Source organism: Duganella sp. S19_KUP01_CR8, from assembly GCF_036688705.1.
Classification (GTDB): Bacteria; Pseudomonadota; Gammaproteobacteria; order Burkholderiales; family Burkholderiaceae_D; genus Rugamonas.
In genome coordinates this window covers 233,160-253,037 of the sequence record NZ_JAQQPR010000006.1, presented here as the reverse complement: position 1 = coordinate 253,037, position 19,878 = coordinate 233,160, and the positions used below count along the sequence as shown (strand labels likewise).

Sequence of the window (19,878 nt, the reverse complement as noted above, 5' to 3'; positions counted from 1 at the left end):
CCATTACAGCATGAGCCCGGCTAAACAGCCGGGCTCATGCTGTAATGGGGGACCTGACCCCGGATTTGTTGTAGCGAACTCAGCGGCGCCTCAAGGGCGCCGCTTTTATTTTCGCCTAACATGCAGTCATTGTGTAGAATTTGCCTCATTATTGGCATGAGCCATTGCTTAATTTGAAAGTTTAAACATGAAACAAGCGGTCATCAGCGGTACCGGTCTCTTTACGCCAGCCCAGTCGATCTCCAACGAAGAGCTGGTGGAGTGCTTCAATGCCTACGCCGAACAGTTCAACGCCGACAACGCCGCCGCCATCGCGGACGGCAGCGTCACCGCCCTGGAACTGTCCAGCGTGGCCTTCATCGAGAAGGCGTCGGGCATCAAATCGCGCTACGTGATGGAAAAGACCGGCATCCTGGACCCGCAACGCATGGTGTCGCGCATCCCCGAGCGCGCCGACGAGGAACTGTCGCTGCAGGCGGAAATCTGCGTGGCGGCGGCGCGCCAGGCGCTGGACCGCGCCGGCCGCGTGCCGGCCGACATCGACATGGTGCTGGTGGCCTGCTCGAATATGCAGCGCGGCTATCCGGCGATGGCGGTGGAAGTGCAAGGCGCGCTGGGCATCGAAGGCTACGGCTTCGACATGAACGTGGCCTGCTCGTCGGCCACCTTCGGCATCCAGCAGGCGGTGGCGGCGGTGCAGAGCGGCCAGGCGCGCGCGGTGCTGGTGCTCAATCCTGAAATCACCAGCGGCCACCTGAACTGGCGCGACCGCGACAGCCACTTCATCTTCGGCGACGCCTGCACGGCGATGGTGATCGAGGCGGCCGACACGGCCAAGGGCTCGCACCGCTGGGAAATCGTCGAGACCAAGCTCAAAACCAGCTTCTCCAACAACATCCGCAACAACTTCGGCTTCCTGAACCGCTTCGACGAAGCCGGCATCGGCCAGCCGGACAAGCTGTTCCGCCAGCAGGGCCGCAAGGTGTTCAAGGACGTGTGCCCGATGGCCGCCGAAATGATCAAGACCACCATCGCCGGCGCCGGCCTGGAAGTGCCGCAGGTAAGCCGCTACTGGCTGCACCAGGCCAACCTGAACATGAACCTGCTGATCAGCCGCATGGTGCTGGGCCGCGACGCCGAGCCGGGCGAAGCGCCGGTGATCCTCGACACCTACGCCAACACCTCGTCGGCCGGTTCGGTGATCGCCTTCCACAAGCATTCGGACGACATGGCGCCCGGCCAGCTGGGCGTGATCTGCTCCTTCGGCGCCGGTTACTCGATCGGCTGCGTGGTGGTGCGCCGGATCTAAGCGACGCAGTCGTCCAGTTCCCGCTCGACGGCCGCGAAAGCGGCCGTTGTCGCTTCCGGGCCGGCGACGGTGGCTTCAACGGAGAAGAAGCTCAGGTTCTTCAGGCCTATCGTCGGCAGGATGGCGCGCAGATAGGGTTCGAGGAAGTCGGGCTGGCGGGCGCGCTCACCGGTGCGGTGGCCGCCGGAGCTGACGGCGATGTACACCGGACGGTCCGCCAGCGTGCCGATCTTGCCCTCCGGCGTGGCGTTGAAGGTGACGCCGATGCGCACCACGTGGTCCAGCCAGGCCTTCAGCGCCGATGGCACCGTGAAGTTGTGCATCGGCGTGGCGATGATCACGCAATCGGCGTCGCGCAGTTCGGCGATCAGGCGCTCCGATAGCGCCAGCGACGACATCGCGCGCCCAGTGGCCGCCCTCGCGCCATCCCGCGTGCCGCCCAATGCGCCCGCATACTCGCCGTCGACATGCGGCAGCGGCTCGGCCCACAGATCGCGCGTGACGATCTGCGCGGCAGGGTGCTGCGACAACAGCCGGTCCATCACGCGCTGGGACAGGCGATAGCTCACCGATTGCTGTCCGCGCGGGCTACAGGTGATGTGCAGGATCTTCATGCCGCACCCGCTTTCAGGAATTTACCGAAGCGCATGGCGCCCGTCAGCAGGCCCTGGCGGAAGTAGAAGCGCTGCGCCAGCGCGTTAGCCATTCCGGTGTCGAGTACCAGCTTGGCGCATGCCGCCTGCTCCGCGTAGACGGTCAGGTGCTCCAGCAACCGCGCGCCCCAGCCCTGGCCGCGCGTCTTTTCGCCTGCCACCAGGTCGTCCACGTACAGGAATTTGCCGTACACCAGATTCTCTTCCACGCGGTAGCCGGCCAGCGCCACCACTTCGCCATCCTCCCAGGCGGCCAGGATGCGGTAGCCCTGCTCGTTCATGCGCGTCACGCGCGTGACGAATTCTTCTTCGGTTTGCAGGTGCGGGCGCAGTTCCTTCATCACCGGGTAGCAGGCGCGCAGCTGCTCGGCCGTTTCCACATCCTTCAGTTTATCGTGCATGGTCGCTCCTTTTAAAACACCATCTTATGGCTGCAATGGCATAATCTCCAGAGCCATAAAATGACATCCCGACTAGGCCATGAAAACCAAGCCCGACTTCCTCCAGCTCGACAACGCCGCCGCCGAACCGCTTTACCGGCAGATTTACACCCGCTTCCGCAGCGCCATCGCCGACGGCCTGCTGCTGCCGGACGCCCGCATCCCGTCGGCCCGCGCATTGGCGCTGGAATTGGGACTTGCGCGCGGCACGGTGGAAGCCGCCTACTCGCTGCTGGCCGCCGAAGGCTACGTCGAAACGCGCGGCCAGGCCGGCACGGTGGTCACGCCGGCGCTGGCGCACCACGCGGCGACGGCGGTATCGAAGCCGGCCACGCGCGCGCGCCGCGCGCCCGCCGGCGCATCGCCCTCCCCCGTGCAGGAAACGCTGAACCGGCCCTTCCAAATGGGCCTGCCGGCGCTGGACGCCTTCCCTCGCAAAGTATGGGCGCGGCTGGCGGCGCGCGCGATCCGCGCCACGCAGGCCGACGACATGGTCTACCCGCCTTTCGCCGGCCAGGCGCAGCTGCGCGCGGCCATCGCCACGTACCTGCAGCTATCGCGCGGCATCAACTGCTCGCCGTCGCAGGTGTTCATCACTTCCGGCTACCGCAACACGCTGGAGCTGATCGTGCGCGCCCTGCTGCAGCCGGGCGACGGCGTGTGGGTGGAAGATCCCGGCTTTCCGGCCACCGGCGAGCTGCTCAAACAAGCCGGCATGAAACTGGCCCCGGTGGCGGTCGATGGGGAAGGCCTGATGGTCTCGCACGGCGTGGCCACGGCGCCGCGCGCCAGGGCCGCCATCGTCACGCCGGCGCATCAAAGCCCGCTGTGCGTGTCGCTGTCGCTGCCGCGCCGCCTCGCTCTGCTGGACTGGGCGACGCAAGCCGATGCCTGGATCGTCGAAGACGACTACGACGGCGAATACCGCTACGCCAGCCGCCCGCTGCCGGCGCTGCAAAGCCTGGACCGCGACGGCCGTGTGCTGTACGCCGGAACCTTCAGCAAAGTGCTGTTCCCTGCGGTGCGGCTGGCCTACCTGGTGGTGCCGGAGGCGCAGGTACGGCGCTTCGAGCAGACCTGCCATACCTTCGCCGCCGGCGGACCCGCGCTGACGCAAACCATCGTCAGCGATTTCATGAACGAAGGCCACTTCGCCCGCCACATCCAGCGCATGCGGCGCCTCTACGCCGAACGCCGCCAGATCGCCGCAGAGGGATTGAATGCGGTGCTGGGCAAGCACCTGCGCATCGATCCGCAACCGGGCGGCATGCACCTGGTGCTGCGCATGAAGGGCCGCCATACCGACCGGGCCCTGGCCGAGCGCATGCGGCAGGATGGCATGGCGGCGCTGGCGCTTTCCGAACGCACGCTGCTGCCGCACGCGTCGTCGGCGCTGCTGCTGGCCTTCACCAACATCGACACGCCGCAGCGGGCCCGCGAACTGGGCAAGCGGATACTCAGGCTGCTGTAACCATGCGATCCACGCCGGCATGATTGTGCTACGCTAGGGTTCACCCACCCCATAGCAGGAGCCCCGCACGCATGCCCCACAACATCAGCCTGATCACCACCATCGCGGCCGCACTGGGCTTCGGCCTTTTGTTCGGCTATCTCGCAACGCGCCTCAGGCTGCCGGCGCTGGTGGGCTATCTGGCTGCGGGCATCATCATCGGCCCCGCCACGCCGGGCTTCGTGGCCGATACGGCATTGGCCGGGCAGCTGGCCGAAATCGGCGTGATGCTGATGATGTTCGGCGTCGGCCTGCATTTTTCCCTCGACGACCTGTGGGCGGTGCGGCGCGTGGCGCTGCCGGGCGCCGTGCTGCAAATCGCGGTGGCCACCGCGCTCGGCATGGCGCTGGCGCACTTCTGGGGCTGGAGCCTGGGCGGCGGGCTGGTATTCGGACTCGCCCTGTCGGTGGCCAGCACGGTGGTCCTGCTGCGGGCGCTGGAGGAGCGCGGCATCCTCGATAGCTTCAACGGCCGCATCGCGGTCGGCTGGCTGGTGGTGGAAGACCTGGTGACGGTGCTGGTGCTGGTGTTGCTGCCGGCATTGGCCGGTTCGCTGGGCGGCACTGCGCTCGACAGCCACGGCGCCGCGATCACCGGCGAGGTCAATCTATGGTCCACGCTGGCCATCACGCTGGGCCAGGTGGGCGCCTTCATCGCGCTGATGCTGGTGGTCGGGCGCAAGCTGTTCCCGTGGATCCTGTGGCAGGTGGCGCGCACCGGCTCGCGCGAGCTGTTCACGCTGTGCGTGATCGCCGCCGCCGTCGGCATCGCCTATGCGTCGACCCACTACTTCGGCGTCTCGTTCGCGCTGGGCGCCTTCTTCGCCGGCATGGTGCTGCGCGAATCCGAACTGGCGCACCGTGCCGCCGAGGAATCGCTGCCGCTGCGCGATGCGTTCGCGGTGCTGTTCTTCGTTTCGGTCGGCATGCTGTTCGAGCCGTCGATACTGGTCGAGCAGCCACTCAAGCTGCTGGCGGTGGTGTTGATTATCGTGATCGGAAAATCGGTCGCAGCCTTCCTGCTGGTGCTGCTGCTGCGCTACCCGGCCAAGACCGCGCTGATGGTGTCGGCCAGCCTGGCGCAGATCGGCGAGTTCTCCTTCATCCTGGCGGCGCTGGGCCTGTCCCTGGGTTTGATGCCGGCCGAAGGACAGAGCCTGATACTGGCCGGCGCCATCATCTCCATCGCGCTCAATCCGGTGGTGTTCCGCGTCACCAAGCCGCTGGAGCGCTGGCTGGGCAAGAATGTGGCGCTGGCGGCCAAATTCGAGCGCCCCGCCGATCCGCTGGCGGAGTTGCCGACATCGGTGCCGCAGGAGCATCTGGCGGGACAAGTGGTGCTGGTCGGGTATGGCCGCGTGGGCCACCGCATCGCCGCGATGCTCACCGAGCGCGGCATCCCCTTCGTGGTGGCGGAGCAGAATCGCGAACTGGTCGACCAGTTGCGCAAGGAAGGCATGCATGCCGTGGCCGGTAATGCGGGCGAGCCGGCGGTGCTGATCCAGGCGCACATCGCGCGCGCCGCGATGCTGGTGATCGCCACGCCGGACACCTTCCACGTACGGGCCATGATCGAAACCGCGCGCGCGCTCAACCCCAGCATCAAGACCGTGGTGCGCACGCACAGCGATGAAGAGGCCGAGCTACTGCGCGGCGAGCGTGCCGGCGAAGTCTTCATCGGCGAGCAGGAACTTGCCAAAGGGATGACGGAGTTCGTGCTGGCCACTATGAAAAAAGGTGGAAGTCCCCATTCTCACTAGGGGTAGCTTTACAGGCTGACCGCCAGCTCCGCGCCTTCCTTGATGGCGCGCTTGGCGTCCAGCTCCGCAGCCAGCGCGGCGCCGCCGATCTTGTGGAAGCGCGGCCATTTGACGTTGGCTTTGACTTCCTCTTCCGACGGCATCAACTCGGTCAGGCTGTCCTGGCCCGCGCAGACCACCACGTTATCCACCGACAGCAGGCGCTGCTCGCCGGCGATGGTCACGTGCAGGCCCTGGTCGTCGATGCGGTCGTACTGCACGCCGGCCAGCATCACCACGCCGTTGCGCGCCAGGACCGCGCGGTGCACCCAGCCCGACGTCTTGCCCAGGCCCGCGCCCAGCTTCGACACCTTGCGCTGCAGCAGATACAGCTGGCGCACCGGCTCCGGCGCGGAGACGGTCGTCAGGCCGCCCGGCGCGTCGCCCTTCATGTCCACGCCCCATTCCTTGGCCCAGACATCCAGCGCCAGCGGCAGCGGATGCTTCGGGTCGTGCAGCAGGTATTCGCCGACGTCGAAGCCGATGCCGCCCGCGCCGATGATGGCCACGCGCTTGCCCACCGGCGCCTTGTTCTGCAGGACGTCGATATACGAAAGCACTTTCGGATGGTTGATGCCCTCGATCGGCGGACGGCGCACCTTGATGCCGGTGGCGACCACCACGTCGTCGTAGCCGTCGGCGATCAGCTGCTCGCGCGTGACGCGCACGCCCAGCTTGACGGTCACGCCGGTCAGCTCCAGCTTGCGGCGGAAGTAGCGGATGGTCTCGGCGAATTCCTCCTTGCCCGGAATCTGCATGGCGATCTTGAACTGGCCGCCGACGCTGTCGCTGGAATCGAACAGGGTCACGTCATGGCCGCATTCCGCCGCCACCGTGGCCGCCGACAAACCGGCAGGGCCGGCGCCGACCACCGCCACGCGGCGCTTCTTGGCTGTCGGCGCGTAGACCAGTTCCGTCTCGTGGCAGGCGCGCGGGTTCACCAGGCAGCTGGCGCGCTTGTTGGAGAAGGTGTGGTCCAGGCAGGCCTGGTTGCAGCCGATGCAGGTGTTGATTTCGTCGGCGCGGCCTTGCGCGGCCTTGTTGACGAAATCCGCATCGGCCAGGAAGGGACGCGCCATCGAAATCATGTCGGCATCGCCACGTTGCAGGATGCCTTCCGCCTCGGCCGGCATGTTGATGCGGTTGGACGCCACCACCGGTATCGTCACCTCGCGGCGCAGGCGGCCCGCCAGGCTGGCGAAGGCGCCGCGCGGCACCGAGGTGACGATGGTCGGTACGCGCGCCTCGTGCCAGCCGTAGCCGGAATTGAGGATGGTCACGCCGGCGTGCTGCAGGGCCTTGGCCACGGCCACCACGTCGTCCCAGGTGTTGCCGCCGTCGACCAGGTCGAGCAGCGAGTGGCGGTACATGATGATGAAGTCATTGCCCACTTCCGCGCGGATGCGCTTGACGATTTCCACCGGCAGCCGCATGCGGTTCTCGATGCTGCCACCCCAGCGGTCGGTGCGCAGGTTGGTGCGCGCGCACAGGAACTGGTTGAGCAGATAGCCTTCGCTGCCCATCACTTCGATGCCGTCGTAGCCGGCGTCGCGCGCCAGCTTGGCGCAGCGGGCGTAGTCGCGGATGGTCGATTCGATGCCGGCCTCGGTCAGCGCGCGCGGCTTGAACGGCGAGATCGGCGATTTTTTCTCCGACGCCGACACCACGAAAGGCTGGTAGCCATAGCGGCCCGCGTGCAGGATCTGCATCAGGATCTTGCCGCCCTCTTCGTGCACCGCGCTGGTGACGCGGCGATGGTTGATCACATCGCCCTTGAAGTTGAGCGTGCCGCCGAATGGCAGCAGCCACCCGGAGCGGTTGGGCGAGATGCCTCCGGTGACGATCAATCCGACGCCGCCGCGCGCGCGTTCGCGGTAGAAGGCGGCCAGCTTGCCGTAGTTGTAGAAGCGGTCCTCAAGGCCGGTGTGCATGGAGCCCATGAGGACGCGGTTGCGCAGCGTCGTGAAGCCAAGATCGAGAGGGGCCAGCAGGTGTGGGTATGGTGAAGTTGTCATTATGGTTGTTAGAGTCAGACGTGGGTCAGAGCCGAGGCAATGCCCGCATTAAAACGCAATTCTCTAGACCTGGGCTTCTAAAGTCCCGGCGTCCGCCCCTGAATTTGGCCATGGGTGCGGTAGCGCTCTTGTATTCTGCCACCCTTTCCCTTACGCTGGAAAGATGATGCGATTCCTTTTGTTTTTGATGCTAGGTGTAGCCGCCCCGGTGATGGCGCAGGCACCTAGGCTTGAATTGCCCAAGCTGGAGGTGTCGGTCAACCGGGTCGAGTTAGACGCGCTGCATATGTACGAAGTGGACGCCACCGGCACGGTGGCGGCGCCACTGCCGAAGGTATGGCGCATCCTGACCGGCTATGAGCGCATGGCCGAATTCGTGCCTGACATGGAGTCGTGCCGGGTCTTGTCGCGCAACGGCAATGAGGTCATCGTTGAACAATTCGGCGTGGCCCGCTTCCTGTTCATGTCCAAATCCATCCACCTGATCGTGCGCGCGACCGAGCAGCCGATGTCGTCGATCGACATCTCGCTGATCTCCGGCGACATGAAGCACTACGAATCGCACTGGGAATTGATACCGGTGCCCGAAACCGGCGGCACCAAGGTGGTCTACAGCGGCAAGCTGATACCGAACTTCTACGTGCCCGGCATCCTGGGCGCGAAGATGATACGCGGCGATATCGAGCGCATGATGAGCGCCGTGCTGGCGCGTCTCGATCGCCGCGAGGACGCTAAATAACCCGCATGCCTAAGTAGCACGCTTGCGGCGCCACTTAGGGGTCGGACCCCAGACGGGGTCCGACCCCGCTTGGCGGTGCGGGGTAAAACTAAGCGAGGTAGGTGTCGCGGTCGCGAAGTTCGGCGAAGTTTTCCAGGCTGCCGATCTTCACCAGCACCGGATTGAGGCTCAGCTTCGCCTGCATGGCGCGCCAGGCGAACTGCCATTCCTGCTCCGGCGCTTCGGCCGCGGTCTTGGTGAAGGCCGCGCCCAAGGCCGCGCGGGTGCCGTATTCGATGGCGCCGTCGATGCCGGCCCAGCTAGGCAAAGTGCGCTGCACCGCGCGGTGCAGGCGTTCGCCGAATTCCTCGGTGTTGTGGATGACCAGGCAGGTGTCCGACGAGAACAGCTCGAACAGCTTGCGGTCCCACGCCTGCGAGAAGCTCAGGGTCAGGCAGCTGTTGGCCGGGGTCAGGATAAACTGGCCCTGGGTCAGCGCCAGTTCCAGGTCTTCGCGCACGCCGTAGCGGTACAGGGTCGGAGGGCGTTGGTAATCGTGCATGTTGATACTCTATTCTTTGCAAAGTTATTTGATCGTGCGGCGCACGTGGCGGTGCGAGCGCATCGCCGCCGAGGCGATGAAAATCTCGCGCAGCAGGTAGCAGAAGCTGCCGATCAGGGCCAGCATCGCCACCACGAACATGCCCGCGATGTACTTATCCAGCGAGATGTTGGTGATATCGCCTAAAAACAGCATCGCAATCACCAGGCAAATCAGCAGCCCGCAGGCGGTCGACAGGGTGATCGAGGCGTTGATCAGGTGCGATCGTCGGTACAGCACATCGAGTTCGTTCAGATAAACGTCGCTGTAGCCGATATCGAGCCTGTCCTCCAGCACCCGCGAACGGTCGATGATGCGCGCCAGGCGGTTGGTCAGCACCATCAGGTTGGTGCATACGCCGGTCAGCAGGAACACCGGCGCGATCGCCAGCTGGATGATGTGGCCGATATCGCCGACTTGTATATTCATGGATGCGTTGTAGCTGGAATTATCGATAGTGTATCAGCCCGCGCAGGGTGCGGGCCGATTCCGGGCCGGATCAAACAAATCCGCGACTCTTCTTGAACTGCTCGGTGGCGCCCACCAGCGCCCGCGAAATGCCCTTTTCCATCGCGCCGTGACCGGCGTCCGGCACCATGTTCAGCACCGATCCGGGCCAGGCCTGGTGCAGGCGCCAGGCCGATACCGGCGGGCAGATCACGTCGTAGCGGCCCTGCACGATCACCGCCGGCAGGTGGGCGATGCGGTCGACATTGCGCAGCAGCTGGTCCTCGCCGAAGAAGCCCAGGTTGGCCATGTAGTGCGATTCCAGCCGGCCCACGCCCAAGTCCAGCGTGTCGGACGGCGGATCTTCGGCCTGCGGCATCAGGAACACGCGGCGCCCCTCGAAGCGGCTCCACGCGCGCACCGCCGGCCAGTGGATGGCCGGGTCGTCGCTCATGATGCGATCGACATAAGCCTGCAGCAGGTTGCCGCGTTCCGCCGGCGGAATCGGCGCGACGAATTCGGCGTGCACCTCGGGATGGAACCACTGGGCGCCGTGCAGGAACCAGTCGACTTCCGCCTGCGTGCACAGGAAAATGCCGCGCAGGACGAAGCCCAGGCAGCGCTCGGGATGCGCCTGGCCGTAAGCCAGCGCCAGCGTCGAGCCCCAGGAACCGCCGAACACCAGCCACTGCTCGATGCCGCACATGACGCGCAGGCGCTCGATGTCGTCGACCAGCAGCTGGGTGGTGTTGGCGCGGCATTCGCCCAGCGGCAGCGACTTGCCGGCGCCGCGCTGGTCGAACAGGATCACGCGGTACTGGTCCGGATCGAAGAAGCGGCGGTGCTGCGGCGACAGGCCGGCGCCCGGCCCGCCATGCAGGAAGACCACCGGTATGCCCTGTGGATTGCCGACCTCCTCCCAGTAGATGGTGTGCAGGTCGTCGACCGCCAGCATGCCGTGGCGCGACGGCAAAACGGGCGGAAACAGGGGCGAAGTCGGGTCGAACATGGCTATCCTTTAGGCATCGATAGCAGATTGTACGAAAAAAAAGCCAGGATCGCGAACGATCCTGGCCCGAGGCTACAACATCATGCCGCTTAGGACATGTGCTGACCGCCGTTGATGGCGATATTGGCGCCGGTGACGAAAGCCGCTTCGTCCGACGACAGGTAGGCCACCAGGCCCGCCACTTCTTCCGGCTTGCCCAGGCGGGCCATCGGAATTTGCGGAATAATTTTGGTGTCGAGCACTTCCTGCGGGATCTCCATCACCATCTTGGTGCCGATGTAACCCGGCGAAATGGTGTTGACGGTCACGCCCTTGCGCGCCACTTCCAGCGCCAGCGCCTTGGTGAAGCCGTGCATGCCGGCCTTGGCGGCCGAATAGTTGGTCTGGCCGAAGGCGCCCTTCTGGCCGTTGACCGACGAGATATTGATGATGCGACCCCAGCCGCGTTCCACCATGCCATCGCACACCGGCTTGGTCATGTTGAATACGGAGTCCAGATTGGTGGCCATGACGGCGTCCCAATTCGGTTTGTCCATCTTCTTGAAGGTCATGTCGCGGGTGATGCCGGCGTTGTTCACCAGCACGTCGATCGGACCGATATCTTTTTCGATCGCGGCGACGCACGCCTGGGCCGAATCATAATCGGCCACATCGCACGGGTAAGCGCGGAAATTAAAGCCCTGATCGCGGGTAGTTGCGAGCCATTGCTCGACCTTCGGATTGCCAGGGGAATACGTGGTAACGACGCAATAGCCTAGTGCCGACAGTTTGAAACACACTGCCTCGCCCAGACCACCCATGCCACCGGTTACTAATGCAACTCTTGCCATTTTCGTCCCCTCTTAAATTGACACCAAAAATCATCTGACACCGCACCGGGACCAGCCCGGCGCGGCACTGCTGCTGCGGATGCTACGGATACAAATACAAATGCTAATTAAGCGCGTTCGATCGCCAGCGCCACGCCCATGCCGCCGCCGATGCACAGCGAGGCCAGGCCTTTCTTGGCGTCGCGACGCACCATTTCGTGGATCAGCGTGACCAGGATGCGGGCGCCGGATGCACCGATCGGGTGACCGATGGCGATGGCGCCGCCGTTGACGTTGATCTTGCTGGTGTCCCAGCCCATTTCCTTGTTCACGGCCACGGCCTGGGCGGCGAAGGCTTCGTTAATTTCCATCAGGTCCAGGTCGTCCGGGGTCCAGCCGGCCTTTTTCAGGCACAGCTTGGTGGCCGAGACCGGGCCCATGCCCATGAAGGCTGGATCCAGGCCGGACGAGGCGTAGGCCTTGACCTTGGCCAACACCGGCAGGCCCAGTTCCTTGGCCTTGGTGGCGGACATCATGATGACGGCGGCGGCGCCGTCGTTCAGGCCGGAGGCGTTGCCGGCGGTGACGGAACCGTCCTTGGCGAAGGCGGGACGCAGGCCGGCCAGCGCTTCGATGGTCGAACCCGGTTTGACGTATTCATCGCTGTCGAACACGATGCTGCCCTTTTTCTGGACGATTTCCAGCGGCAGGATCTCATCCTTGAACTTGCCGGCTTTTTGCGCGGCTTCCGCCTTCAGCTGCGAGTTCAGCGCGAACTCGTCCTGCTCGGTGCGGGAAATCTCGTATTTCTTCGCGACGTTCTCGGCGGTGGTGCCCATGTGGTACTGGTTGTAGGCGTCCCACAGGCCGTCGACGATCATGGAATCGACCATCTTGAAGTCGCCCATGCGGAAACCGTCGCGCGAACCGTTCATCACGTGCGGCGAGGCGCTCATGTTTTCCTGGCCGCCGGCGATGATGATCTCGGCATCGCCAGCCTTGATGGCTTGCGCCGCCAGGTGGGTGGCTTTCAGGCCGCTGCCGCACACGTGGTTGATGGTGAAACCAGGAATGGTATTCGGCAGGCCTGCCTTGATGACGGCCTGGCGCGCCGGATTCTGGCCGACGCCGGCGGTCAGCACCTGGCCGAGGATGGCTTCGCTGATCAGGTTGGGATCGATACCGGTCTGGGCCAGCAGGCCCTTGATCACGTGTGCGCCCAATTCGGCAGCCGGCGTCTTGGCCAGGCTACCGCCGAATTTGCCGACACCAGTACGGCCAGCGGCCACGATAACTACATCATCCATTTGACTCTCCAATGCGCCGGCCAAGGCCGGCTTAGTTTAGCAACAACGCGAACTTCGATAATACGCTTCGACGACTGGGCCGTGCGGTGTTTCGATGGTGCGTCGCCGCGAGAACTTTCCCAAGGTAATGACAGGATTTCTCTAGCAGCATCCGTGCCAACGACCAGCTGTCGTTGGGCACCCATCGTAAGCGTCGCACATGGTGGCAACTTTGACTTGCGTCAAAGCCGCGGCAATCATTTTGAAGAAACAATGTCAGTCTGTCACGATAATAATTTGATACCGTCCAGGGTGCTGGCGCACTGTTCGCGTATCACGTTGACGAAGTCGAGCACGTAGGCCTTCTGCTTCTGCGCCTCGGGCACCGACACGAACAAATCGCTCCACAAGCCCTGCTCGCCGATCGGCTTGGCGATCACGTAGTCGTAGTCGACGTAGTTCTTGATCGCCCAGTTCGGCAGCGCGGCGATGCCGCGGCGGCTGGCCACCAATTGCAGCACCGCCACCGTCAGCTCGGCGGTGCGGCGTTCGAAGTGGATATTGGCAGGCTGCAGCACTTCGCGGATCAGGTCGATGCGGGTTTCCGGCACCGGATAGGTGATCAGCGTTTCGCCTTCAAAATCGGCCGCTTGCAGCCGGCGCTGGGCCGCCAGCCGGTGTTTCTGCGCCATCACCACCAGGATTTCAAAGCGGAACAGCGGGAAGGTGGCGAAGTCCGGACCATAGGGCGAGCCGATCACCAGATCGGCGGCGCCGCTGCGCAGCAGCTCGGCAGGCTCGCTGTGGAAGCCGGACACCAGGTCGATTTCCACTTCCGGCCAGCGTTTGCGGAATTCATCCATCACCGGCATCAGCCAGTCGAAGCAGGTATGGCACTCCAGCGCCACGCGCAACTGGCCGGTGTCGCCCTGGGTCAGGCGCGCCACTTCGCGCTCGGCCGACTCGATTTCCGGCAGCAGCAGATCGGCCAGCTTGAGCAGCCGGGCGCCGGTGGCGGTAAACCCGATCGGCACGGATTTTCGCTCAAAAAGCGGCCCACCGTAGCGATCTTCCAGCAACTTGATTTGATGCGACAAGGCCGACTGCGTCAGATTCAGCAGTTGCGCAGCACGAACCAGGCTGCCGGCGGAACGGAGGGCACTCAGGGTGCGCAGGTGGCGTATCTCTAGCATGGTCTATTAAATTTTTTCATGTGAAGCCACAAAATCTTTCGTTTTGATTATAGACCGGATTGCCGCACACTTTATATCACCAATATTAAATGCGGATGACATCAAAATGACAACATCGAATAAAGCCATACAAAGCCACATCCCAGGCTTCCCACGGATCGGCGCGGCGCGCGAACTGAAGTTTGCGCTGGAGGCCAACTGGCGCGGCGAATTGCCGGACGCCGAACTGGAAAACGTCGGCCGCCAGCTGCGCGCCCGCCACTGGGCCTTGCAGCAGCAGGCCGGACTGGACTTCGTCACCGTCGGCGATTTCGCCTACTACGACCAGGTCGCCAACCACATCCAGCTGCTGGACTGCGAACCGGCCCGCTACGGCTTCAGCGCCGATCAGTCGCAGTTGAGCCGCTATTTCGCCATGGCGCGCGGCAACGGCGCCAAGGTGGCAGCGTCCGCCTGCGGCCACGACCACTCGCATGACCACTCGCATGACCACTCGCACGACGGCGGCCAGGTGCACGCCTCGGCCGCGCTGGAAATGACCAAGTGGTTCGATACCAACTACCACTACCTGGTGCCGGAATTCACACCGGAAACCGCCTTCTCGCTGGCTTGCGAGCGCCTGTTCGACGAAGTGGACGAAGCGCTGGCGCTGGGCCATGCGGTCAAGGCCGTGCTGCTGGGACCGTTGAGCTTCCTGTGGCTGGGCAAGGCCAAGGACGCCGGCTTTGATCGCCTCAGCCTGCTGGACCAGCTGCTGCCGGTCTACGGCCAGGTGCTGGACCGCCTGAAGGCGCAAGGCGTGCAATGGGTGCAGATCGACGAGCCCATCCTCGGCCTCGACCTGCCGGCGCCATGGCGCAGCGCGTTTGAAAACAGCTACTGGCAGCTCAACCAGGTCGGCGTGCCGCTGCTGCTGGCCACCTATTTCTCGCCGCTGGAAGAAAACCTCAGCCTGGCCTGCCGCCTGCCGGTGGCCGGCCTGCACGTGGACGGCGTGCGTGCGCCGCAGGAACTGACCAGCATTGCCGACTGGCTGCCGGTGCACAAGGTGCTGTCGGTCGGCATCGTCGACGGCCGCAACATCTGGCGCACCGACCTCGACGCGGCGCTGACCACGCTGGCGCCGATCGTGGAGAAACGCGGCGGCAAGCTGTGGCTGTCATCCTCGTGCTCGCTGCTGCACGTGCCGTTCACGCTGGCGGCGGAAACCGCGCTCGATCCAGAAATCCGCTCATGGCTGGCCTTCGCCACCGAAAAGCTGGACGAGCTGTATGTGCTCAAGCAAGCGCTGCAAGGCGAATACGACGCCGCCACCACCGAGGCGCTGGACGTCTCGCGCGCCGCCATCGCCAGCCGCCGCGCCAGCCCACGCGTGCACCAGGACGCCGTGCGCGAGCGCATCGCCGCGCTGCCGGCCGACGCCGACCAGCGCCGTTCGACCTTCGTCCAGCGCCAGGCCGAGCAACGCGCCCGCTTCAAGCTGCCGTCCTTCCCGACCACCACCATCGGCTCCTTCCCGCAGACGGCCAACATCCGCGCCGCCCGCGCCAGCTTCAAGCGCGGCGAGCTGAGCGCCGCCAGCTACCACGCCAAGATGCGCGAGGAAATCGCCTACGCCGTGCGCCGCCAGGAAGACCTGGGCCTGGACGTGCTGGTGCACGGCGAGGCCGAGCGCAACGACATGGTCGAATATTTCGGCGAGCAGCTGGACGGCTTCGTCTTCACGCAACTGGGCTGGGTGCAATCGTACGGCTCGCGCTGCGTCAAGCCGCCGGTCATCTACGGCGACGTCAGCCGCCCGAAAGCGATGACGGTGGACTGGACCGTGCATGCGCAAAGCCTGACCGGCAAGCCGATGAAGGGCATGCTGACCGGCCCGATCACGATTTTGCAATGGTCCTTCGTGCGCGACGACCAGCCGCGTGCGCTGACCGCGCTGCAGATCGCGCTGGCGATCCGCGACGAGGTGGCCGACCTGGAGCAGGCCGGCATCGGCATCATCCAGATCGACGAGCCGGCCGTGCGCGAAGGCTTGCCGCTGCGCCGCAGCCGCTGGGACGAGTACCTGGACTGGGCCACGCGCGCCTTCCGCGTGTCGGCCAGCGCGGCCGCCGACGGCACGCAGATCCACACCCATATGTGCTACGCCGAGTTCAACGACATCCTGCCGCAGATCGCCGCCATGGATGCCGACGTCATCACCATCGAGACCAGCCGCTCGGACATGGAGCTGCTGAACGGCTTCGGCCAGTTCCGCTATCCGAACGAGATCGGTCCCGGCGTGTATGACATCCACTCGCCGCGCGTGCCGGGCCAGGCCGAGATGGTGCGGCTGTTGCAGAAAGCCAGCGCGGTGATCCCGCCGGCCAATCTGTGGGTCAATCCGGATTGCGGACTGAAAACCCGTGGCTGGCCGGAAACCGAAACCGCGCTGCGCAACATGGTGGCGGCAGCCCGCCAGCTGCGCGCCGAACACGCGATCTATTAACCCCGGTAAGCGGGGGCAGCTCCCTCCGGGAGCTGCGGGGCGCAGCCCCTGCCCAGACCCTTGGGGTCAGACCCCAAGCGCAGCCGCTTTGCGGGTCTGCGCCGCATTTTTACTGGCCCAGTACGGTGCCAGCCCTCCCCATCCGCCGTATTCCACAGTAAAATGCTCGTGCCTGCGCATGCGCGCGAGGTTAAACCTCTAATACTGTCGCCCATGTCCAAGAGCCTGTTTCAAAAGCCCATAGAAATTAAGATTTCCACCGTAGTCGCAGTCTCCGCCATCCTGTCCACGGCGGACCGCCTGGCCCTCGACGCCGCGCTGGCCGAAATGACCGGCGGCACCACCGACTTCTTCGAAGACGACCTGACCGTGATCGACGTCGCCGCGTTGCCGGCCGGCAGCGAGATCGACTGGGCCGGCATCATCGCCCTACTGAAGAAATACCGTTTGAATCCGGTCGCCGTGCGCAACGCGCCGCCGGCCATGGCCGCCGAAATCGCCGCTCACGGCCTGAGCGTGGAAACCGCCACCAAGCCGCGCGAAGAGCAGGAGCCTGCTCCGGCACCAGCCAAGGCCGCCCCGGCGGCGGCACCTGCACCAGCAACGCCAGCAGCGGCCGAAGCCCCGTCGGGCAAGGCCGGCGTGATGATCATCGACACCCCGGTGCGCGCCGGCCAGCGCATCTACGCGCGCGGCTGCGACCTGATCATCACCGCGGTGGTCAACAACGGCGCCGAAATCATCGCCGACGGCAGCATCCACGTGTACGCCACGCTGAACGGCCGCGCGCTGGCGGGCGCTTCCGGCAACGCCGAAGCACGCATCTTTGCAATGAATATGTCGCCGGAGTTAGTCTCCATTGCCGGCGTTTACCGCACTTTTGAAGACGGCTTCCCGGCCGAATATGCACGTTCCCCTACGCAAATTCGCTTGGTCGGCGACCGAATCGATATACTATCTGTCAATTCTGCAAACCGCGCTTGAGTAGCAACTCTCTGAAAAGGATTTTTTTGTGGCGAGAATTATTGTTGTAACGTCCGGTAAGGGCGGTGTCGGTAAGACGACTTCCAGCGCCAGCTTCTCCACCGGGCTGGCCATGCGCGGCCATAAAACCGCGGTGATCGACTTCGACGTCGGCCTGCGTAACCTCGACCTGATCATGGGCTGCGAACGCCGCGTGGTGTACGACCTGATCAATGTGATCAATAAAGAGGCATCGCTGACCCAGGCGCTGATCAAGGACAAGCACTGCGACAACCTGTTCATCCTGCCGGCGTCGCAGACGCGCGACAAGGATGCGCTGTCGGAAGACGGCGTGGAAGTCGTGCTGCACGAGCTGATCAACATGGGCTTCGAGTTCATCATCTGCGATTCGCCGGCCGGCATCGAGCATGGCGCGCTGATGGCGCTGACCTTCGCCGACGAGGCCATCATCGTCACCAACCCGGAAGTATCGTCGGTGCGCGATTCGGACCGCATCCTCGGCATCATCCAGGCCAAGTCGCGCCGCGCCCAGACCGGCGGCGAGCCCGTCAAAGAGCACCTGCTGATCACCCGCTACTCGCCGAAACGCGTGGAAGCGGACGAAATGCTGTCGTACGAAGATGTGCAGGAAATCCTGCGCATTCCACTGATCGGCATCATTCCGGAATCGGAATCGGTGCTGCACGCGTCGAACCAGGGTAACCCGGCGATTCACTTCAAGGGCACCGATGTTGCGGAAGCCTACGAAGATGTGGTGTCGCGCTTCCTCGGCCAGGAATTGCCGTTGCGCTTCACTAACTACGAGAAGCCTGGCCTGCTGCAGCGTATTTTCGGGAGCAAGTAATCATGGCCCTGCTTTCTTTCCTGTTCCCGCAAAAACCCAAAACCGCCACTGCGGCCAAGGAGCGGTTGCAGATCATCATCGCGCGCGAGCGCAATGGCCGCAGCGGTCCCGACTTCCTGCCGGCGCTGCACAAGGAGCTGATCGAGGTGATCTCCAAGTACACCAAGGTCAACGCCGACGACATCAAGATCTCGCTGGACCGCCAGGGCAACCTGGAGGTGCTGGACGTGAACGTGGTGCTGCCGGACGCGTAACCAGCGTAAGCACTACAGCGGCCGGGCGATCCCGGCCGTCACCAGTTCCTGCGCCACCTTGGCGCAGGCATCCACGTGCTGGTAGCCGATCCGGCTGAAGGCCACGAAGCCGATGCCGGCCGAGGCCAGTTGTCCGGCCAGCGGCACAAACTTGGTCGCCTGGCGCGCCACCGTCTTCAGGCCGGTGCGGCGCAGCAGTTGCAGCACCACCTCCCGCGTCACCAATTTCCCCACCAGCATGCCGCCGATGCCGATCGCGGCCTCGTAGGCGATCAGCCGGAACTTCGGCTGCATGCGCTCGATCTGCTGCGCGGTCAGGCCGAACTCGTGGTTGATGTCGTCGATCAGCAGCGCGAACAGCCGCAGGTCGGAGACCACGTCCAGTCCCGGTATCGGCACCGCCGCCACGCCGGCCGAGACCATGGCGCGCCGCCGCACCAGCTTGCGGCAACGCTCGCGCACGGCCTCGATGTCGCGCTCGGTTCCCGGAACCAGCGTCCAATTTGTGTCTTTTTTCAGTCCCATGCGTGCTCCCAGTGGTAACTAGAATTTCTTTCCTTTTTTCAACTTCTTCATTGAATTCAGCGTTTTTCCAGTGTACCGTGTAATGGATGTGCAGGTACGCGCGGTGGATTGTCGAGTTGTCGTCAGGGAAATATTAGTGCATTAAGAAAAATAATTAGCCATTTTGCTAACTATTTTTGTAAATCTCTGTTATATTTGTAGTGACTTCTCCTTAACATAATTTCCTACAGGCAGTAGTATGAGAATCGCCGTACTTGACAACGACCGCAGCCAGGCCGATCTGATCTGCCAGGTGCTGACCTCGGCAGGCCACATCTGCCACAGCTTCCAGACCGCCAAGGACGTGCTGGCGCAATTGCGCAAGGACAGCTATGACATGCTGATTCTCGACTGGCAAGTAGTCGATCTCAGCGGTGCGGAAGTGTTGCGCCGCGCCCGCGAAAAGCTGCCCGACAGCGCCCCGGTATTGTTCCTGACCACCAGCTCGGGCGAGGACGACATCGTCGCCGGCCTGGCCGCCGGCGCCGACGACTACATGATCAAACCGCTGCGCCGCAGCGAAATGGTGGCCCGCGTGCAAGCCTTGCTGCGGCGCGCCTACCCGGCGCAAAATGGCGCCGAACAATTGCAATTCGGTCAATATGTGTTCGAGACCCGTCCCGGCCGTTTGTTGATGGATGGCATCGTTTTGGACGTCACCCACAAAGAGTTCTACCTGGCACTGTTATTTTTCCGCAACATCGGACGGCCGCTGTCGCGCGCCTACATCCATGAGGCGGTGTGGATACGCGAGACCGCCGTGCCGTCGCGCACCATGGACACCCACGTGTCGCGCGTCCGCAATAAATTGCAATTGAAACCAGAAAACGGCTTCCGCCTGGTGCCGGTCTACAGCTACGGCTATCGCCTGGAAAAACTGGGCGCCTGATCGAACCTTCGATATGGCCGGTATGCTGCCTGGGATATAGGCAGCCCCAGGCAACCTACGGGTACA

At 64.1% G+C, this 19,878-nt stretch carries 19 protein-coding genes; 9 read left to right on the top strand and 10 right to left on the bottom strand.

Annotated elements, in window-relative coordinates:
* Positions 1 to 187 precede the first annotated feature (187 nt).
* On the top strand, positions 188 to 1,309 hold the full coding sequence (locus V6M89_RS08735) for a beta-ketoacyl-ACP synthase III (protein ID WP_332852818.1): 1,122 nt from the start codon (positions 188 to 190) through the stop codon (positions 1,307 to 1,309).
* Here V6M89_RS08735 and V6M89_RS08730 read toward each other — a convergent pair.
* Both V6M89_RS08730 and V6M89_RS08725 read right to left on the bottom strand, forming a co-directional pair.
* Positions 1,306 to 1,923, bottom strand: a complete 618-nt coding sequence (locus V6M89_RS08730; protein ID WP_332852817.1) for an FMN-dependent NADH-azoreductase — start codon at positions 1,921 to 1,923, stop codon at positions 1,306 to 1,308. The two genes, V6M89_RS08735 and V6M89_RS08730, sit on opposite strands and share 4 nt — an antisense overlap.
* Positions 1,920 to 2,363 carry a GNAT family N-acetyltransferase gene (locus V6M89_RS08725; RefSeq protein ID WP_332852816.1) on the bottom strand — a complete coding sequence of 148 codons (444 nt, stop codon included), beginning with the start codon at positions 2,361 to 2,363 and terminating at the stop codon, positions 1,920 to 1,922. Before V6M89_RS08725 ends, V6M89_RS08730 begins: the two co-directional genes overlap by 4 nt.
* Positions 2,364 to 2,442: 79 nt before the next feature.
* On the opposite strand from V6M89_RS08725, the gene pdxR reads away from it, so the two are divergent.
* Together pdxR and ybaL are read left to right on the top strand one after the other, a co-directional pair.
* Positions 2,443 to 3,873, top strand: a complete 1,431-nt coding sequence (pdxR, locus tag V6M89_RS08720) for a MocR-like pyridoxine biosynthesis transcription factor PdxR (RefSeq protein ID WP_332852815.1) — start codon at positions 2,443 to 2,445, stop codon at positions 3,871 to 3,873.
* A 71-nt stretch (positions 3,874 to 3,944) separates the two neighbouring features.
* A complete protein-coding gene (gene ybaL / locus V6M89_RS08715) occupies positions 3,945 to 5,672 on the top strand; it encodes a YbaL family putative K(+) efflux transporter (RefSeq protein WP_332852814.1) in 1,728 nt (575 codons plus the stop codon).
* A gap of 8 nt (positions 5,673 to 5,680) precedes the next feature.
* Here ybaL and V6M89_RS08710 read toward each other — a convergent pair whose 3' ends face one another.
* A complete protein-coding gene (locus V6M89_RS08710) occupies positions 5,681 to 7,726 on the bottom strand; it encodes an NADPH-dependent 2,4-dienoyl-CoA reductase (RefSeq protein ID WP_332852813.1) in 2,046 nt (681 codons plus the stop codon).
* 211 nt (positions 7,727 to 7,937) lie between these two features.
* On the opposite strand from V6M89_RS08710, the gene V6M89_RS08705 reads away from it, so the two are divergent.
* Positions 7,938 to 8,465 carry an SRPBCC family protein gene (locus tag V6M89_RS08705; protein ID WP_332852812.1) on the top strand — a complete coding sequence of 176 codons (528 nt, stop codon included), beginning with the start codon at positions 7,938 to 7,940 and terminating at the stop codon, positions 8,463 to 8,465.
* An 88-nt stretch (positions 8,466 to 8,553) separates the two neighbouring features.
* On the opposite strand, the gene V6M89_RS08700 is transcribed toward V6M89_RS08705, so the two are convergent.
* The 6 genes from V6M89_RS08700 to V6M89_RS08675 all read right to left on the bottom strand — a co-directional run bounded on the left by V6M89_RS08700 (position 8,554) and on the right by V6M89_RS08675 (position 13,789).
* The gene (locus V6M89_RS08700) at positions 8,554 to 9,006 is read right to left on the bottom strand and encodes a hypothetical protein (protein WP_332852811.1); all 453 of its coding nucleotides are present in this window, start codon (positions 9,004 to 9,006) and stop codon (positions 8,554 to 8,556) included.
* A gap of 24 nt (positions 9,007 to 9,030) precedes the next feature.
* The gene (locus V6M89_RS08695) at positions 9,031 to 9,474 is read right to left on the bottom strand and encodes a DUF2721 domain-containing protein (RefSeq protein WP_116991183.1); all 444 of its coding nucleotides are present in this window, start codon (positions 9,472 to 9,474) and stop codon (positions 9,031 to 9,033) included.
* A gap of 70 nt (positions 9,475 to 9,544) precedes the next feature.
* On the bottom strand, positions 9,545 to 10,501 hold the full coding sequence (gene pip, locus V6M89_RS08690; RefSeq protein ID WP_332852810.1) for a prolyl aminopeptidase: 957 nt from the start codon (positions 10,499 to 10,501) through the stop codon (positions 9,545 to 9,547).
* Between the two features lie 89 nt (positions 10,502 to 10,590).
* Positions 10,591 to 11,331: an acetoacetyl-CoA reductase gene (gene phbB, locus V6M89_RS08685; protein ID WP_008443632.1), complete on the bottom strand. Its 741-nt coding sequence runs from the start codon at positions 11,329 to 11,331 to the stop codon at positions 10,591 to 10,593.
* A gap of 107 nt (positions 11,332 to 11,438) precedes the next feature.
* On the bottom strand, positions 11,439 to 12,617 hold the full coding sequence (locus tag V6M89_RS08680) for an acetyl-CoA C-acetyltransferase (protein ID WP_116991186.1): 1,179 nt from the start codon (positions 12,615 to 12,617) through the stop codon (positions 11,439 to 11,441).
* Positions 12,618 to 12,880: 263 nt separating this feature from the next.
* Positions 12,881 to 13,789, bottom strand: a complete 909-nt coding sequence (locus V6M89_RS08675; protein WP_332852809.1) for a LysR family transcriptional regulator — start codon at positions 13,787 to 13,789, stop codon at positions 12,881 to 12,883.
* A gap of 106 nt (positions 13,790 to 13,895) precedes the next feature.
* Here V6M89_RS08675 and metE point away from each other — a divergent pair, with 106 nt between their 5' ends.
* The 4 genes from metE (at position 13,896) to minE (ending at position 18,359) form a co-directional block, all read left to right on the top strand.
* Entirely contained in the window at positions 13,896 to 16,277 is a 2,382-nt protein-coding gene (gene metE, locus V6M89_RS08670) for a 5-methyltetrahydropteroyltriglutamate--homocysteine S-methyltransferase (RefSeq protein ID WP_332852808.1), read from the top strand.
* 213 nt (positions 16,278 to 16,490) lie between these two features.
* Positions 16,491 to 17,261, top strand: a complete 771-nt coding sequence (minC, locus tag V6M89_RS08665; protein WP_332852807.1) for a septum site-determining protein MinC — start codon at positions 16,491 to 16,493, stop codon at positions 17,259 to 17,261.
* A 28-nt stretch (positions 17,262 to 17,289) separates the two neighbouring features.
* On the top strand, positions 17,290 to 18,105 hold the full coding sequence (gene minD, locus V6M89_RS08660) for a septum site-determining protein MinD (RefSeq protein WP_026334797.1): 816 nt from the start codon (positions 17,290 to 17,292) through the stop codon (positions 18,103 to 18,105).
* A 2-nt stretch (positions 18,106 to 18,107) separates the two neighbouring features.
* Complete coding sequence (minE, locus tag V6M89_RS08655) at positions 18,108 to 18,359, top strand: cell division topological specificity factor MinE (RefSeq protein ID WP_008443622.1); 252 nt, start codon at positions 18,108 to 18,110, stop codon at positions 18,357 to 18,359.
* A gap of 12 nt (positions 18,360 to 18,371) precedes the next feature.
* Here the strand turns inward: minE and V6M89_RS08650 are convergent, their stop codons facing one another.
* Positions 18,372 to 18,884 carry a hypothetical protein gene (locus V6M89_RS08650; protein ID WP_332852806.1) on the bottom strand — a complete coding sequence of 171 codons (513 nt, stop codon included), beginning with the start codon at positions 18,882 to 18,884 and terminating at the stop codon, positions 18,372 to 18,374.
* Positions 18,885 to 19,122: 238 nt separating this feature from the next.
* On the opposite strand from V6M89_RS08650, the gene V6M89_RS08645 reads away from it, so the two are divergent.
* Complete coding sequence (locus V6M89_RS08645) at positions 19,123 to 19,812, top strand: response regulator transcription factor (protein ID WP_116991191.1); 690 nt, start codon at positions 19,123 to 19,125, stop codon at positions 19,810 to 19,812.
* Positions 19,813 to 19,878 lie beyond the last annotated feature (66 nt).